The following is a 16,239-nucleotide window of genomic DNA, read 5'->3' on the forward strand; positions in this document are numbered from 1 at the left end:
GGCTCAGGGTGCCTGCTGTCCGTTGAGCGCGGCGATGGCCGTCTGGAGTTTCTCGGTCGCGGCCTCGGCAACCGGCACGAGTCCGGACTCGCCGGACACATCGACCATCAGGTTCGGATTCATGGCCTCGACGATCGAGGACGCCGCGTCGTCGGGATGCGCGCGAACGACAACGTTGCAGGGCAGCAGGAGTCCGATCTGCCGGTTGACCCCGATGGCGCGGTGAGCCAATGAAGGATTGCAGGCCCCCAGGATCAGGTAGTCCTCCATGTCTTCGTCGAGCTTGGTCTTCATGGTCGCTTTGACGTCGATCTCGGTGAGGATGCCGAAGCCCTGATCGGCCAGCGCCGCTCGCGTCTTGGCGACGGCCTCGTCGAACGGGAGGTTCAGGACTGTTGAAATCGCAAGTGCCACAATAATTCTCCTAGCGGTTGTAGATCTTTGGTGGGTTGGCGTTCAGCGCAGTTCGCACTGGCGTGGGAGTCCGAGGCGATGCATGATCAGGCTGGCGGGGCACCAGCCCACGATGCTGTAGAGCAACAGGTTCACCGCTACGAATGCGGTCAGGAGCAGCCACCACGTCGAGAGCGTGATCGCAAGAACCAGGCTCACCAGCACCACGGTTCCGGCGAGCAGCGGAACCACCCGCTCGATCGTCCAGGGCCGACTGGTCGTTGCCGGGATGTTCATCGTCGAATCCTTTCTATTCGCTCAGTGGGAGAACGACATTGAGGGCAGGATGCGCCGCAGCCAGGTCGGTGACCACCACGCCGCCCGTCCGGTCAGCCGGAGCAGGGCCGGCAGCAGCATCAACCTGATCAGGACCGCGTCGAGAAGTACCGCTACTCCGAGGATGATCCCCATTTCTTTGGGAGGCAATGGCTCCGCGAACGCGAATGTGAAGAACACGGCGACCATGACCGCCGCTGCGGCGAAGATGATGCGCCCGGAGTGGGCCATCCCGTCGATCTGTGCGGTGTCGGGGTCCCCGGTCCGTTCGTAGTGTTCTTTGGCGGTGGCGAGCAGGAAGACGGTGTAGTCCATGGCGATGGCGAAGATCATGGCGAAGAAGAACACCGGTCCCCAGCCGTCGAGGAAGCCTTGCGCGGTGAATCCGAGCAACCCGGACAGGTGGCCGTCCTGGAAGATCAGTTTCGCGACCCCGAACGCAGCGGCCGTCGACAGGAGACTGACGAGGGTGCCGATCAAGGCGATGAGCGGGGCCTGCAATGCAACAAGCAGCAGCACAAAACCCAGGATCAGGATGACGGCGACGATCAGCGGGAAGTAGTCGTTCAGAGCCTGTTGCAGATCCAGATTCTCGGCCGGCGCGCCGCCGACCAAGGCATCTGCGGGTAGGGCGTCGCGGAGATCGTCCACGATGGTGCCCAGCGCTGCGTCGGAGGGATCCACCGAGGGCAGTGCCTGCAGCATCACGTGGTCAGAACCGTCGGCGGCGGGTTGCGGTGGAGTGACCATCTCGATACCGGATGTTGCCGCCGCGGCCGCGGCAACCTGCGGTCCATCCTCCGTCGGGGCGACGATCTGCAGCATGCCAGGGGCTCCCTCGCCCATTTGCTGTTGGACCAGTTCATAGCCCTGTCGCACGGGCGCATCCCCGGGCACCACGGAGATCGATGGCATGGCGACCTTCAGTCCGATCACCGGGATCGCCAGTGCGATCAGCACGATCAGTGATCCGAGGGCAAAAGGCCAGGGGTGGTTGTGCAAGGTCTTGCCCCAGCGTGCGAACAGTGGTGAACGATGTTGCTGGCGTTTGGCATACGGCAGGGACGCGGCATTCACTTTCGCTCCGAGTGCACCCAGGGTTGCTGGGAGCAACGTCAGCGTGGCCGCGAGGACAAACGCCACCGCGAGCACGATCCCGATGGCCATCGTCCGTACCGCCGGTGCCGGAACGAGCAGCACCGCGGACAAGCTCACCAGAACGGTGATACCTGATAGGACAACAGCTTTGCCCGCGGTGGCCATGGTTTCGGCGACTGCCTGCGCTATATTCGTGTGATTTTTGAGGGCATCACGGAACCGGGACACGATGAACAGGGCATAATCGATACCCAGCGCCAGAGCGAACATCATCGCAAAGTTCATGGCCCACACCGAGATCGGGGTGATCTGGTTGAGCAGGACCAACCCTCCGGCCGAAGCGACCAGGCCTGCGATGGTCAACAGCAAGGGCAACCCCGCCGCCACCAGTGAGCCGAACGCCAGGACCATGATGGCCAGCGTTACCGGCCACGAGAACAGTTCGGCTTTGATCATGGCGTCGTGATTGGCCTTGTTGAAGTCGCTCCACAGCGCGGAGGCGCCGGTCGGATACACCTCGACGCCGTCGGTAGACAGCCCGGTGAGTTCTTCCTTGACGTCATCGACTGCCCGGACCATGTCGTCGGTGTCCGCGTTCGCGCCGGCGATCACGATGCCGGTGTGCTGATCCGGGCTGATCGTCATGCCCGGCGCAGGCGGGATGATCTCGCCGAACCGGGAGTCGCCGTCGAAGACCGCGGTCGCCTCGGAGATCACCTTTTGCATGGCCGGGCTCGTCACGGTGTCGGTGTCAGAGTGGACAACTACCTGGACCGCGGCCGAGGAATTCCCACCGAAATGCTGCTGCGCCAACTCGCGCACCTGCACCGACTCCGATCCATTGGCCTGCCACCCCGCACCGGCCAAAGACGAGAACACCGACGGAGCTGCCACGCCCAGTCCGATCAACACCAGGAGCCAGACGCCGAAGACCATGCGGGAGTGCCCCGCCATCGCCGCGCCCCAGCGCCCCAGGACGCCGGAGGGCCGGGTCGGTGGGGAGTCGGGCTTGGTTTCGGTCGGGGTGGTGCCGGTCATGGTGCGAGAACTCCTTTGGGTCCGGATTGCATACCCCCATGGGTATTGCTGAACTGCGCTCGAACATACCCATGGGGGTATGCTTGGTCAAGTACGCAACCGCCTCGGAGCCGTACCCCCTGGGGTATCGTGTGGTGGGGCAACCAGACGAAAGGCTTGTCAAAAGTGATCGGTGACGAAGAAACGATGTCGGCGGTGCTGAACCGTCTACGCAGGGCACAGGGTCAATTGGCCGGAGTGATCACCATGATCGAGGCCGGGCGTGACTGCAAAGACGTGGTCACCCAACTCGCTGCGGTCTCCCGCGCACTCGATCGCGCCGGCTTCAAGATCGTCGCTTCGGGGATGCGGCAGTGCATCAATGGCGCGGACGGCAACCAGGCGCCACTCACCGAAGCCGAACTCGAGAAACTCTTCCTGGCGCTCGCGTAAGGATTGGTCGCAGAGGGCGGGTCTGCAGGGAACCACGTCACTGATCACCCTGAGGGGTGTCACACCAGGCTGTTAACCTGCATGACGGGAGGGCGCATTCCCCATGAGTTTCTTTGCATTACTACTGAAAGATGTTGTAGCAAAACGTAATTGGTGAAAATTCGTCCTTGCGAACGCATGTTCGAGCCGGTAGGCTGGAGTCAGTTGATCACGGAGACTACGAGGCGTCGAGTAAGTCACCTTTCCGCTAGGAGCTGATCAACTTTCCTGTTGCTTCGTGCTCTGGAGGTGTTTGGCGGTGCGGCTTCTCGATACGGTGGATTCCCTGGTTGACCTGGTCTTACCCGATGATCCCCACGTGGTACTGGGTATGACAAGAGATCTGATCACCTTGCGCGATGCGGCCGAGCATCAACTCGCGGTGTGTGCTGCGGTGATCGACGAGTCGGGGATGGCGCGTAAGGCCGGGTCGACAACGGCAAAGTTGTTGCAGACCAACGGTGCTGCACCAGTATCGGCGTACCGCTGGTTACGTATCAGCGCAGGCTTGACGGGTCTGGATCGTACCGCCGGGTATTCGCGGGACGGGTTCCTGTCCTCCGAACATGTGGACGCGGTGGTCAAAGGGGTTGCGCATATTGTTGGCCGGTCCGCAGAGGCTGTGACATCCGAGCAGCAGGTTGGCTTTGAGCGGAAACTGTTGAGTCACGCTATTTCCGGAGCCGCGCCAGCTGAGAACGGCGCGGAGGCCCGCGCGCTGGGTAACGAGGTGGCCAGGGACACCGGCGGTCCGCCGCCGGCGGAGGACCGGTCGCTGAACAGTCTCGAATACAAAGTTCACGAGGGTCGCTGTGTCGGGACGTTCGATGTTGATGCGGTGATCGGGGAAAAGTTGTTCTCCGCGTTGGACTTCTGGAGCAGGGCGCGTCCTGAACCCGACGGATCCGATGATCCGCGTTCCCCAGCCCAGCGTCGAGCTGACGCGTTGCATCAACTCTTGGATTGCGGTGGTGGCGGACAAATGTTGGTGTCGGCGCCGCTGACCGAGGTAATGGTGACCGTTCCTGCTGATCATTCCGAGGCTGCATCACTGCCCTGGATGGGGCCGGTCACCGAAGCGACTGCCGCGATGTTGGCGTGTGATTCGTCGATCACTTCGATCACCCTGGACGGACAGGAAGTCCCGGTTGATTTGAGTCCACCGAAACGGCTGTTCAAAGGGCTCGTCCGTAAGGCGATCATCATCCGCGACGTCTGCTGCGTGAAATGTGGGGCGAAAGCGACCTGGTCGGACTGTCACCACATCGTGCACTTTGTCGACGGTGGTCTCACGACGTTGGAGAATGGGTGTTTGTTGTGCCGCACTTGCCATATGGCGGTTCACAACACCGACTGGGACGTGATCATGGGCTCCGACGGACACCCGTGGCTGATCCCGCCCGCCGACGTCGACCCACAACGAAAACCGTTGCCGGCCTACAATCGGCGAACCCTCACTCTCGCAGCCTGATCTGACACTACTGACTTCCCTTGGCGCACCCGAGCTCTCGTCGGGACCGCGCACGCAAATTGACAACTCCATAGTGTGAAAGCGTGTGGTGCTGTCGCCCATTCCAGTTGATTGACAGGACGGGTGGCAGCACCACAGGCTCCGGGGTTTGCCCGTACCGGTCGCCGCCGGCTGGTCACCACGCCCGTGAGCGGGTGGCCTCGGTGAGCGCGGTGTCGAGGATGTCGATTCCGCGGTCGAGGTCGCTGTCGCTGATGGTCAGCGGTGGCGCGAGTCGGAAGATGCCACCCATGCCGGGGAGCTGGACGATGTTCATGTGCAGCCCGTGTGCGAGGCAGGCGTCGGTGACCGCTTGTCCCAATTGTTCTGCGGGCGCCTTGGTTTCACGGTCGGCGACCAGTTCTATGCCGCAGAACAAGCCTCGACCGCGGACGTCGCCGATGACCTCGTGGCGCGACTGCAGTTCCAGGAGCTGATCGCGCAGGCGCTTGCCTGCGGTTTCGGCTCGGGCGACCAGGTCGTCGCGGATCACGATGTTCAGGACCGTGCCCGCGACCGCAGCGGCCAGGGGATCGGATACATGGGTGGTGAAGAAGAGGAATCCGCGCTCGTGGCAACGGGATTCGACCTCCTCGGAGGTGACCACCGCTGCCACCGGAAGTCCGGCCCCGAGAGTCTTCGACAGCGTCAGGATGTCGGGGACGGCCCCGTCGCGTTCGAAGGCGTACATCGTGCCGGTGCGACCGAGTCCGGTCTGCGCCTCGTCTGCAATGAGGAGCATGCCCCGCTCAACGCATTTGGTCTTCAGCGCGGCGAGGTACCCAACCGGCAGGTCGATGAGTCCGCCGGAGGAGACGATGGGTTCGACGATGCAGGCGGCGAGGCTGCCGGTGGACTGCTGATCGATGAGGGAGAAGCCGTAGTCGAGCTCGGCCTGCCAGTCGTGGTCGCCGGACGGCGTGCGGAATACCGATCGGTATGCGTTCGGTGTCGGCAGGGTGAAGTTGCCGGGCACCGGGGGTCCGTAGCCCTTACGGCCCGCCGAGTAGGTGGCCGCGGCCGCGCCGGAGGTCATCCCGTGCCAGGACCGGTCGAACGAAACGATCTCGTAGTTGCCGGTGTAGAGCTTGGCGATCTTCAGGGCCGCCTCGTTCGATTCGGCGCCGGTCGACAGGAGCATCACCTTGTCCAGGCCGGTCGGGAGTGTGGCGGACAGAGCTTGCGCGAAGTCGACCACCGGACGGCTGAGCATGCCGCTGAACAGGTGATCGAGGCCGGTCATCGCAGAGGCGACTGTTGCCGCGATCTCTGGGTGGCAATGTCCCAGAACAGAACTCATCTGGCCGGAGGTGAAGTCGAGGATGGCGTTGCCGTCGCTGTCGTAGACGTAGCTGCCGCTGGCGCGCTCGATGATCCGCGGCGTGAAGGCCCCTCCGTAACGGATGAGGTGCTTGTCGACCGCCGGCCAGAATGCCGAGTCGTTCACGGTGACGTCCTTCCTGGTGCCTGGTCACGGCACAAGATCGTGGAACCCGGGTTCGGGTTCCACGATCTCATTCGGGCGTCAGTTCTGTCGGCTGACCGATGTGTGCGGCATCAGTGCGCCGGGTGGGATCTGACCGAACTTGCCGGCGTTGAAGTCGTCCATCGCCTCGATCAGCTGCGCCTTGGTGTTCATCACGAACGGCCCGTACTGGAACACCGGTTCACGGATCGGACGTCCGCCGAGCAACAGCACCTCGAGTGCGGGCCGGTTCGAATCCTGATGTGCCGCTGCCGAGATGGAAATCCGGTCGCCGGGACCGAGGACGGCCAGTTGACCCTGCTGGATCGGGTTGCCGACCGGGCCCACGGTGCCACGCCCGGACAGCACGTACACCAGTGCGTTGAAGTCGCGGTTCCACGGCAGGTCGAGCTCTGCACCCGGTTCGATTGTGGCGTGGGCCAGGGTGATCGGAGTGCGGGTGGAGCCGGGTCCCCGATGCCCGTCGATGTCACCGGCGATGATGCGCACGAGCGCGCCGCCGTCGGCAGAGCTGAGCAGGGTTGCCTGCTTGCCTTCGATGGACTGGTAACCGGGGTCGGACATCTTCTCGGCCGCAGGCAGGTTCACCCAGAGTTGGACACCATGGAACAGGCCGCCACTTTCCACCAGCTGTGCCGGTGGGGTCTCGATGTGCAGGATGCCCGAACCGGCAGTCATCCACTGGGTGGCGCCGTCCGAGATCAAACCGCCGCCGCCGTGCGAATCCTGGTGCTGGAAACGTCCGTCGATCATGTAGGTCACGGTCTCGAAACCGCGGTGGGGATGCCAGTTGGTGCCGCGGGGTTCACCGGGCTGGTACTCGACCTCACCCATCTGGTCCATGTGCACAAACGGATCGAGGTCGGTCTTCGATGCGCCGGCAAACGCCCGGACGACGGGAAATCCCTCGCCCTCGTATCCGCGGGGTCCGGTGGTCACCGACCGAACCGGACGTTCGGTGTCGGCGGCGGTGGGGCCGGCGATGCGGGGCAGGGTCAAGGTATCTGCGGTCACGGCTGGCATGGCTGGCTCCTTCGAAGCAGGTGGGACGGTACGCACGATATAACCGGACTTCGGTCCGTTTCATTCCCGAGTGTGCGGTATGCCGTTCTCGGCAACATCATCAACCCGACGCCCACTTCCATACTGATTCGATGTCTGTCAATATCGACATATGTCGAATCAAGGGTCGCTGGATGGAGCCTGCTGCTCGCCGCTGGTGCGGGAGCCGCTCACCGAGGACTGGGCCACCGACCTCCCCCGGATGTTCAAGGCGCTCGGTGATCCGGTGCGCTTGAGGCTGCTGTCGCTGATCGCTTCCCACGCCGGGGGAGAGGCCTGCGTCTGTGACATCTCCGGATCCTTCGAACTGTCGCAGCCGACCATCTCGCATCACCTGAAGGTGCTTCGCGTGGCCGGGCTTCTCGACTGCGAGCGGCGCGGGACCTGGGTGTACTACCGGGTGATCCCCTCGGCGCTGTCGCAACTTTCCTCGGTCCTGCTCACCGACGTCGAACCCGCGCTGCCGTCATCGGTGTGCGCAGAGGTCACGGCATGAGCGAGACCCGAACCGCGCAACCGGCCGCCGTCGTCGGCAAGCTCTCGACCCTCGACCGCTACCTGCCGGTGTGGATCGGCGTCGCGATGGTTGCCGGACTGCTGCTCGGCCGGGTGATCCCTGGTCTCGGTGACGTGCTCGGCGCGGTGGAAATCGACGGCATCTCTCTGCCGATCGCCCTGGGTCTGCTGATCATGATGTATCCGGTCCTCGCGAAAGTCCGCTACGACCGCCTCGATTCGGTCACCGGCGACCGCAAACTCCTCCTCGGCTCCCTGGCGTTGAACTGGGTGCTCGGCCCGGCCCTGATGTTCGCGCTGGCCTGGATCTTCCTGTCGGACCTGCCCGAATACCGGACCGGGCTGATCATCGTCGGCCTGGCCCGCTGCATCGCGATGGTCATCATCTGGAACGACCTCGCCTGCGGCGACCGGGAAGCCGCCGCGGTTCTGGTCGCGATCAATTCGGTCTTCCAGGTGATCATGTTCGCAGTGCTCGGTTGGTTTTATCTGTCGGTGCTGCCGGGTTGGCTGGATCTGGAGCAGACCACCATCGACACCTCGCCGTGGCAGATCGCCAAGTCGGTGCTGATCTTCCTCGGCGTCCCACTGCTGGCGGGATTCCTCACGCGCCGCTACGGCGAGAAGGCCAAGGGGCGCGACTGGTACGAATCGAAGTTCCTGCCGCGCATCGGGCCATGGGCGCTGTACGGGCTGCTGTTCACGATCGTGATCCTCTTTGCGCTGCAGGGTGAGCAGATCACCTCGAAACCGGTCGACGTCGTCCGCATCGCAATCCCGCTCCTCGTCTACTTCGCGATCATGTGGGGCGGCGGATTTCTACTCGGGGCGGTCGCCGGGATGGGCTACGAGCGGACCACGACACTGGCGTTCACCGCGGCGGGCAACAATTTCGAGCTCGCCATCGCCGTTGCGATCGTCACGTACGGCGCGAGCTCCGGGCAGGCGCTCGCCGGTGTTGTCGGGCCGTTGATCGAGGTCCCGGTGCTCGTCGGCCTGGTCTACGTCTCACTGGCCCTGCGAAAGCGCTTCGCATCCACCTTCTCTGCAGACCCACAAATGAAAGGCCGTTGAATGCCGACTGGTGATCACGATGGGCTGCGGTGACACGTGCCCGATCTTCCCCGGGCACGATTTACCGCGACTGGGTCCTCGACGATCCGGCCGGGCAGGGCGCCGAGGCCGTCCGCCCGATCCGCGACGAGATCAGGGCGAAGGTCGAAGCCCTCCTGGTTGAACTCAGTTCGAAGGCGCTGAACTCAGCTGGTCGGGTCGAACCCACCTCGTAGACCGAACGGCCTGCCGGGGCGAACCCTGCTGCGTGGACGGCCGGACGAACCGGGAGCGCGTCGGCGGGCGGAACCCTGTCCGGCCCACACGATTAGTGTGGACACATGGGTACTTCCACGGGCCGGGTCCTGGCAGGCGACGGCACGCAGATCAGCTACCGCACGGCCGGTTCCTCTGGCAATGACACTGCCCCGGTGGTGGTGCTGATCCACGGCTGGGCGCAATCGTCGCGATCGTGGGGCGAAGCGCTGGTCGACGACCTGTCGCAGGACTTCCGGGTCATCGCGATCGACCTGCGGGGCCACGGAGATTCCTCGGTGCCCGCCGGTGACCACCTGACCGCCGAGGACTTCGGCGGCGACATCGCCGCGGTGCTCGATGCCGAGGTGACCGGCGAACAACAGGTCTTCCTGCTCGGCTGGTCATACGGCGGGCTGGTGGTCGGCGACTACCTGAAGTACCGCGCCGATACGGATTCTGCGGCGCCGAATCCGGCCGGACTGATCCTGGTCGGTGCGATCACCTCGATGGGACGCGGCGAAGCCGGTGGCCGGGTCGGGCCCGCGATGCGCGCTGCCCTGCCCGCCGGTTACTCGGAGGATCCCGCCGTGGCCACCGCGGCTCTGCTGTCCTTCGTCGACGCACTGGTCCCGGCCGAGCAGGGTGCTCTCGCGCAACGGTTCCTCGGGACGTCGCTGACCGTTCCACCGGCGGTCCGGGCCGGACTGTTCGGACGCGGGGCCTCCTACGACGACGTGATCGCCGATTTCGACGGTCAGGTGCTGGTCATCCACGGCACCGCCGACCCGGTGGTCGACATCTCTTGCGCACAGCACGTCGAAACCCTGGTGCCCGGCGCAATCTCCCGATACTGGGACGGCGCGCGGCACGCGCCCTTTGTCGAAGACCCGACCCGGTTCGCCGCGCAGGTGCGCGAGTTCGTCACCGCCACCGTAGGAGCGCTCCGGTGAACGCCGGCACCGGCTTACCGGTTCCGCACCGGGTGGCGCTGATCTCCGTGCACACCTCGCCGCTGGCCCAGCCCGGCGTCGGCGACGCAGGCGGGATGAACGTGTACGTCTGGCAGACCGCGAAACGTCTTGCGCAACGCGGCGTCGAGGTCGAGATATTCACGCGTGCAACATCTTCGACGGATGAGCCGATGGTGCATGCAGCGCCGGGGGTGGTCGTCCGCAACGTGGTGGCCGGGCCGTTCGAAGGTCTCGACAAGCGAGATCTGCCCACTCAGCTGTGTGCTTTCACCGCCGGGGTGCTCCGTGCCGAGGCCGGACGTCCGGCCGGATACTACGACCTGGTGCATTCGCACTACTGGCTGTCGGGGCAGGTGGGCTGGCTGGCCCGCGACCGGTGGGCGGTGCCGCTGGTCCACACCGCACACACGCTCGCAGCCGTGAAGAATGCTTCCCTCGCCGACGGGGACATCCCCGAGCCGCCGATGCGTCAGATCGGCGAGCAGCAGGTGGTCGACGAGGCCGATCGATTGATCGTCAACACCGAAACCGAAGCGCAGCAACTTGTTTCGATCCACCATGCAGATCGGTCGCGCATCGATGTGGTGACACCCGGAGCGGATCTCGACTGTTATACGCCGGGATCGAAGACCGAGGCCAGGTTGTCCCTCGACATCGACCCCGACGAAGTCGTCGTGACGTTCGTCGGCAGGATCCAGCCCCTCAAGGCGCCGGACATCCTGGTGCGGGCGGCGGCGCCGCTGATCCGTCGGGGTCTGGCCGGAGGCCGCAAACTCCGGGTCCTGATCGCCGGAGGGCCGTCGGGTTCGGGACTGCAGCGCCCGACCTCACTCATCGAATTGGCTCGTGAGCTGGGTGTGGAATCGTCGGTGACCTTCATCCCGCCGCAGTCGCCGGAGCGGCTTGCCGGGGTGTACCGGGCATCGGATCTGGTTGCGGTGCCGAGTTATTCGGAGAGCTTCGGTCTTGTTGCCATCGAGGCGCAGGCGGTCGGTGTGCCGGTCATCGCCGCCGACGTCGGTGGTCTGGGAGTCGCGGTCGACGACGGGGTCACCGGAGTGCTGGTGTCCGGGCACGATGTCGACCACTGGAGCGCCGAACTCGGGCGACTGCTCGATGATCCGGAATTGCTGACCCAGATGGGCGCAGCCGCCCGTGTCCACGCACAGAACTTCTCCTGGGATCACACCGCAGATCAGCTACTCGACAGCTACAGCCGGGCCATCGGTACCTTTCGTGGGCGATACCCGTTGGCGCCGCAGGGCAGCGCGGATGTCGCAGAAACCGACACCCGGCCGCTTTCCCGGATTGCCCGCCGTTTTTCCGGACGACGAAATGGAGTGCGCGCATGACCTCAAATGTCACCGCTGACCTGAGTCTGATTGTCGAAGACTTTCTCAAGAGCCGTGAATTGACATATGGCCGTAAGGATTCCGGTGGCAGCGGTGCTGACCATTTTGTGGTCGAACTGCCGGGGGAGAAGAAGCTCAAGACCACGGTCCTCCTGACGACCGGGTCGCACGGCATGCGGTTGGAGGCGTTCGTCTGCCGAAAGCCCGACGAGAACCATGAAGGTGTCTACCGGTGGATGCTCAAGCGCAACCGCCGCCTGTACGGCATGGCATACACCCTGGACAACGCAGGCGACATCTATCTGGTTGGCCGACACTCGGCAGAGTCGATCACGGCGGACGAATTGGACCGGCTGCTCGGGCAGGCACTCGAGGCCGCCGACGGGGATTTCAACGTGCTGCTGGAAATCGGGTTCATCACCTCGATCCGGCGTGAGTGGGCGTGGCGCGTCTCGCGAGGTGAGTCGCTCAAGAATCTGGAGGCCTTCGAACACCTCATCCGGGAAGAGGACCTGGCCGATGGCGCCACCGGTGGAGGCCAGGATCCGGCGATTGTCGCAGAACCCAGGGACCCGGAACTATTCGGATCCGTCGAAGGCTGACAAGAATCATTGGTAGGTTGTTCAGCGCCAGGTAACACACACTGCGCCGGGTAACACACTGCGGAGGTCTCACAGATCATGAGTTTCAAAAGCCCTTATCCCCCTGTCGAGATCTCGGATACGTCGGTCTACGACACGCTGTTCGGGTCGATCCGCGAAGAGGACCTCGATCGGGTTGCTGCGATCGATGCCGGTGCCACCGAGGGCATCACCTACCGCGAATTGATCGCCCGCATCGACGGATTCGCCGGAGCGCTCGCGGCTCGCGGTATCGGTGTCGGTGACGTGGTCGCCTTGCACTCGGCCAACACCTCGGCGTTTGCCTTTGTCTTCCACGGGATCCTGCGTTCCGGCGCCACCGCGACCACCGTCAACGCCCTGTTCACCGCCTCGGACATCGTCAAGCAGCTCAAGGACTCGGGCGCGAAGATGCTGATCACCATCACGCAGCTCGAAGAGCAGGCCAAGGCCGCCGCTGCCGAGGTCGGCCTGCCCGAGAGCGCGGTGATCGTTCTCAACGGTCCCGGTGAGAAAGCCGGCCCGAATCCCAACGCGATCGACTTGCTGGGAGCTGGGCTGCCTGCGCCTGATGTCGACTTCGATCCGGCCACGCATCTTGCGGTGTTGCCGTACAGCTCCGGCACGACCGGCAATCCCAAGGGTGTGATGCTCACGCACCGCAACCTTGTCGCCAACGTCCAGCAGATCCAGCCGTTGCTCAAGATGAAGGCCAGCGACGCCGTCCTGGCGGTGCTGCCGTTCTTCCACATCTACGGAATGACGGTGTTGCTCAACGCCGCTCTGCTCAATCGAGCGAAACTCGTTGTGATGGCGCGCTTCGATCTCGAACAGTTCCTGGCGTCGATCCAGAATTACAAGTGCAGCTACGTGTTCATCGCACCGCCGGTGGCCGTTGCACTGGCCAAGCATCCGATGGTCGACGAATACGACCTCTCGTCGATCGACACCATCATGTCGGGTGCTGCGCCGCTGGACGAGCATCTCGGCAAGGCGGTCGCCAAACGTCTTGGCACACAGGTGATCCAGGGCTACGGCATGAGTGAGCTCAGCCCGGTCAGCCACGTCATCCCGGCCGGCGAAACCGAGGGCCCACAGGCGCCGCTCAACTCGTGTGGCTGGCCCGTCCCCAACACGGTCAACAAGATCGTCGATCCGGTGACCGGCGAGGACATCGACATCCCTGCCGAGGGTGTCAGCGAACCCGGTGAACTGTGGGTGGCCGGTCCCAACGTGATGGTCGGTTATCTGAACAACGATGCCGCGACCGCGGAGACCATCGACGCCGACGGGTTCCTGCACACCGGCGACATGGCCGTCGTCGACTCCAACGGATTCGTCTACATCGTCGACCGGCTCAAAGAACTGATCAAGTACAAGGGCTACCAGGTGCCGCCCGCCGAACTCGAAGCTCTGCTGCTGACCCACCCCGACGTCGTCGATGTCGCGGTCATCGGTGTCATCGAGCCCGAGAGCGGCGAAGAGATCCCCAAGGCGTTTGTCGTCAAGCGCGAGGGCAGCGATCTCACCGGTGACCAGATCATCGAGTTCGTGGGATCCCAGGTGGCTCCGCACAAGAAGGTGCGCGCCGTCGAGTTCATCGAGTCGATCCCGAAGAGCGCGGCAGGCAAGATCCTGCGTAAGGATCTCCGCAAGTAGACCTTCACGAAACGCTCCACCAATACGAAGACGCTCCACAAATTTGTGGAGCGACTTCGTATATCCGGAGCGTTTGCGGTGGGGGTCGGTCGGCTAGACCCTTTCCTTTGCCACGACCGATTCGACGACGTTCTGACGTGTGAACGTGTACGGGATGCACAGCGCGAGCACGGCCGCGAGCAGTGCCGCGGCACTGCCGACGATGAAGACCAGTCGGAATGCAGACTCGGCAGGTACCGGGAAGCCGATTCCGATGTCGACCGTCGACGTCGTGAGCATGGTCGCCAGCAACGCCGACGCGATCGCGGTTCCGATCGAGCGCATCAGCGAGTTCAGGCTGTTGGCCGCAGCCATCTGGTGCAGGGGTGCGGCCGACATGATCAACGCGGGCATTGCCGAGTATCCGATCCCGACGCCGGTGCTGACCACCAGGTTGCACACCAGGATCTGCCAGGGCTCGAACATGAGGAAGACAGACATCACGTAACCGAGCGTGATGAACAGGGCGCCGATGAGCAGGGTGAACTTGGGGCCGATGTTGATGTTCAACCGGGCTGACACCGGCGACAGGAACATCATCATCAGACCACCAGGCGCGAGGATCAGACCCGTGGCGATCAGGGACTGGCCCATGCCGTAGTCGGTCAGTCCCGGAATGTGCGGGATCTGCAGCAACTGCGGCGCTGCCAGGCCGATCGCCATCAGGGAGAAACCGAAGAGCACCGACGCGGCGTTGGTGACCGCGATGACCGGCTGAGCGGAGACCCGTAGGTCGACCAGTGGCGATTTCGTGCGCAGCTCGAACCAGCCCCACACCGCCAGCACAACCACGCCCGCGGCGGTCAGACCCAGCGTCAGTCCGCTGGTCCATCCCCAGGTCGAACCCTTCGACACGGCGAGCAACAGGCTGACCATGGCGATGGTGAGTCCCAGGGCGCCGATGACGTCGAACGTTCCGGGGGAGCGGGTCTCGGACTCTCCGACGAACACGAAGACGAGGATGAAGGTGATGATCGCAAGTGCTCCGGAGGTCCAGAACAGGACATGCCAGTCGAAGGTCTGGGTGATCCAGGCGGCCACCGGCATCCCGATCGCGCCACCGACGCCGAGGGTGGCGGACATCGTTGCGATTGCACCGGGAATCCGTGCGGGCGCCAGCTTTTCGCGGAGCAGGCTGATGCCACAGGGGATGATGCCCATGGCCAGTCCCTGCAATCCGCGGCCGATGATCATCGGGAGCACCATGCTCGTCGCCGCACAGACCGCTGAACCGGCGACCATCGCGCCGATGCAGAAGAGGATCACCCGCCGCTTGCCGAACATGTCGGCCAGGCGCCCGGCGATCGGCATCGCAACCGCGGCGGTCAGCAGGGTGGACGTGATGACCCAGGAGGCATTGTCGGGACTCGTGTCGAGATATCCCGGGAGCCGGCCGACAATCGGTACGACCAGGGTTTGCATGAACGACGCGAGCAAGCCGCCGAAGCACAACACCGCGATGAGGACCCGCGGTTCAACCGGCTTGCTGTCTCTTGTGTTCATTACTTGCATCATGCATGCATGTGGGAGCTACAAACAAGTCAGACGGTGAGTCTGATCACCGGGGTGACGGGGGTCGAGCTCAGACCAGCAAGCGGTCCCGAAGCGCCTCGACCTCGGCGTCGCCCACCTGGCACGCCGCCAGATAGTCGGCGAACGATCCGAATTCGTCGGTCATCGCCCCGTATGCGGTGTCCAGGAACTCCTCGCGTACACCGAGCAGGTCGGCGGAGATCTCGAAAGGCTCGCCGTCCTTGGCGTCGGCGCCGTACACCCGCATCAAGTGTGCGCGGAGGGCCTCGACATCGTTGTTGCTGGCCAGGTAGTCGGTGTAGATCTCGTCGCGGCGCACGCCCAGGGCGTCGAGGACGACGGCGGTGACCCACCCGGTGCGATCTTTGCCGGCCGCACAGTGGGTCAGGAGGCGCCGATCGGGATCGCCGAGCACCTTGACGGCCGACCTGACGGCGCTCATCGCACCCGGTAGTGCGGGCATCATCCGGTAGACATCGAGCATGTACTGACCGCGGGCGGCCGCGTATTCGGCTGACGTCATCTCGTGCGGCGCCTTGCCGTCGCCTCGGCTCAGCCCGAACGGCAGTGCGTGCACCTGGACACCGCCGGGTACCCGGTCGAATCCGCTGCGCTCGGCTTCGGGCAGGTCACGAAGGTCGAACACATCCGTCACCCCCAGCTCGGAGAGCTTTTGGACACCGCTGTCCTCCAGGCCGCTGAGCTCGGAGCTGCGGAACAGGAAACCCGCACCGACGCAACGCCCTTCGTAGGTCTTGAGGTCGGACACATCGCGGAAGTTCCAGGCGCCGGGGAGCATGGCGTCAGTGTAAATGGTCACTGCCACAAGGTGATGACTGTCGAA

General features: G+C 64.1%; 15 protein-coding genes and 1 pseudogene. 9 read left to right on the plus strand and 7 right to left on the minus strand.

Annotated features, from left to right (window positions below; all coding sequences use genetic code 11):
- Positions 1-3: 3 nt before the first annotated feature.
- From AC56PL_RS01130 to AC56PL_RS01140, 3 genes are read right to left on the minus strand one after another with little or no spacing between them, the layout of a single operon-like run.
- Complete coding sequence (locus AC56PL_RS01130; protein WP_497152780.1) at positions 4-414, minus strand: DUF302 domain-containing protein; 411 nt, start codon at positions 412-414, stop codon at positions 4-6.
- Positions 415-456: 42 nt separating this feature from the next.
- Entirely contained in the window at positions 457-690 is a 234-nt protein-coding gene (locus AC56PL_RS01135; RefSeq protein ID WP_495514602.1) for a YgaP-like transmembrane domain, read from the minus strand.
- Between the two features lie 21 nt (positions 691-711).
- Complete coding sequence (locus AC56PL_RS01140; protein ID WP_497152781.1) at positions 712-2,865, minus strand: MMPL family transporter; 2,154 nt, start codon at positions 2,863-2,865, stop codon at positions 712-714.
- Between the two features lie 165 nt (positions 2,866-3,030).
- Between AC56PL_RS01140 and AC56PL_RS01145 the strand changes: the two genes are divergently transcribed.
- Both AC56PL_RS01145 and AC56PL_RS01150 read left to right on the plus strand, forming a co-directional pair.
- Complete coding sequence (locus AC56PL_RS01145; RefSeq protein WP_497152782.1) at positions 3,031-3,297, plus strand: metal-sensitive transcriptional regulator; 267 nt, start codon at positions 3,031-3,033, stop codon at positions 3,295-3,297.
- 298 nt (positions 3,298-3,595) lie between these two features.
- Entirely contained in the window at positions 3,596-4,807 is a 1,212-nt protein-coding gene (locus tag AC56PL_RS01150; protein WP_497152783.1) for an HNH endonuclease, read from the plus strand.
- Between the two features lie 175 nt (positions 4,808-4,982).
- On the opposite strand, the gene AC56PL_RS01155 is transcribed toward AC56PL_RS01150, so the two are convergent.
- On the minus strand, positions 4,983-6,293 hold the full coding sequence (locus AC56PL_RS01155; RefSeq protein WP_495514606.1) for an aminotransferase class III-fold pyridoxal phosphate-dependent enzyme: 1,311 nt from the start codon (positions 6,291-6,293) through the stop codon (positions 4,983-4,985).
- A gap of 78 nt (positions 6,294-6,371) precedes the next feature.
- Positions 6,372-7,355 (minus strand): pirin family protein, encoded by a 984-nt coding sequence (locus AC56PL_RS01160; RefSeq protein ID WP_497152784.1) that lies wholly within the window; start codon positions 7,353-7,355, stop codon positions 6,372-6,374.
- A 151-nt stretch (positions 7,356-7,506) separates the two neighbouring features.
- On the opposite strand from AC56PL_RS01160, the gene AC56PL_RS01165 reads away from it, so the two are divergent.
- From AC56PL_RS01165 to AC56PL_RS01195, 7 genes and pseudogenes are all read left to right on the plus strand, one after another.
- Complete coding sequence (locus tag AC56PL_RS01165; protein ID WP_497152785.1) at positions 7,507-7,890, plus strand: ArsR/SmtB family transcription factor; 384 nt, start codon at positions 7,507-7,509, stop codon at positions 7,888-7,890.
- Positions 7,887-8,984 (plus strand): ACR3 family arsenite efflux transporter, encoded by a 1,098-nt coding sequence (gene arsB, locus AC56PL_RS01170; RefSeq protein ID WP_497152786.1) that lies wholly within the window; start codon positions 7,887-7,889, stop codon positions 8,982-8,984. Before AC56PL_RS01165 ends, arsB begins: the two co-directional genes overlap by 4 nt.
- A 7-nt stretch (positions 8,985-8,991) precedes the next feature.
- Positions 8,992-9,199 (plus strand): annotated as a pseudogene (locus tag AC56PL_RS01175) (low molecular weight phosphatase family protein); the annotation flags it as partial.
- Between the two features lie 105 nt (positions 9,200-9,304).
- Positions 9,305-10,171: an alpha/beta fold hydrolase gene (locus AC56PL_RS01180; protein ID WP_497152787.1), complete on the plus strand. Its 867-nt coding sequence runs from the start codon at positions 9,305-9,307 to the stop codon at positions 10,169-10,171.
- Positions 10,168-11,544: a D-inositol-3-phosphate glycosyltransferase gene (gene mshA / locus AC56PL_RS01185; protein WP_495514610.1), complete on the plus strand. Its 1,377-nt coding sequence runs from the start codon at positions 10,168-10,170 to the stop codon at positions 11,542-11,544. The genes AC56PL_RS01180 and mshA overlap by 4 nt, the downstream gene beginning before the upstream one ends.
- Positions 11,541-12,146, plus strand: a complete 606-nt coding sequence (locus tag AC56PL_RS01190; RefSeq protein ID WP_495514611.1) for a YbjN domain-containing protein — start codon at positions 11,541-11,543, stop codon at positions 12,144-12,146. The genes mshA and AC56PL_RS01190 overlap by 4 nt, the downstream gene beginning before the upstream one ends.
- Positions 12,147-12,224: 78 nt before the next feature.
- Positions 12,225-13,823, plus strand: coding sequence for an AMP-binding protein (locus AC56PL_RS01195; RefSeq protein ID WP_495514612.1), 1,599 nt, complete (start codon positions 12,225-12,227; stop codon positions 13,821-13,823).
- Positions 13,824-13,916: 93 nt separating this feature from the next.
- Here AC56PL_RS01195 and AC56PL_RS01200 read toward each other — a convergent pair whose 3' ends face one another.
- Positions 13,917-15,365 (minus strand): MFS transporter, encoded by a 1,449-nt coding sequence (locus AC56PL_RS01200; RefSeq protein ID WP_495514613.1) that lies wholly within the window; start codon positions 15,363-15,365, stop codon positions 13,917-13,919.
- 79 nt (positions 15,366-15,444) lie between these two features.
- Positions 15,445-16,215, minus strand: coding sequence for a tyrosine-protein phosphatase (locus AC56PL_RS01205; RefSeq protein WP_497152788.1), 771 nt, complete (start codon positions 16,213-16,215; stop codon positions 15,445-15,447).
- Between the last annotated feature and the right edge of the window lie 24 nt (positions 16,216-16,239).

The organism is Williamsia sp. Y721, assembly GCF_059683565.1.

What these genes read in the sequence shown, in the direction of transcription:
- AC56PL_RS01135 (WP_495514602.1), bottom strand. Translation starts at nt 690, where the DNA reads ATGAACATCCCGGCAACGACCAGTCGGCCCTGGACGATCGAGCGGGTG.
- AC56PL_RS01140 (WP_497152781.1), bottom strand. Translation starts at nt 2,865, where the DNA reads ATGACCGGCACCACCCCGACCGAAACCAAGCCCGACTCCCCACCGACC.
- AC56PL_RS01160 (WP_497152784.1), bottom strand. Translation starts at nt 7,355, where the DNA reads ATGCCAGCCGTGACCGCAGATACCTTGACCCTGCCCCGCATCGCCGGC.
- AC56PL_RS01165 (WP_497152785.1), top strand. Translation starts at nt 7,507, where the DNA reads ATGTCGAATCAAGGGTCGCTGGATGGAGCCTGCTGCTCGCCGCTGGTG.
- arsB (WP_497152786.1), top strand. Translation starts at nt 7,887, where the DNA reads ATGAGCGAGACCCGAACCGCGCAACCGGCCGCCGTCGTCGGCAAGCTC.
- AC56PL_RS01180 (WP_497152787.1), top strand. Translation starts at nt 9,305, where the DNA reads ATGGGTACTTCCACGGGCCGGGTCCTGGCAGGCGACGGCACGCAGATC.
- AC56PL_RS01190 (WP_495514611.1), top strand. Translation starts at nt 11,541, where the DNA reads ATGACCTCAAATGTCACCGCTGACCTGAGTCTGATTGTCGAAGACTTT.
- AC56PL_RS01195 (WP_495514612.1), top strand. Translation starts at nt 12,225, where the DNA reads ATGAGTTTCAAAAGCCCTTATCCCCCTGTCGAGATCTCGGATACGTCG.
- AC56PL_RS01200 (WP_495514613.1), bottom strand. Translation starts at nt 15,365, where the DNA reads ATGAACACAAGAGACAGCAAGCCGGTTGAACCGCGGGTCCTCATCGCG.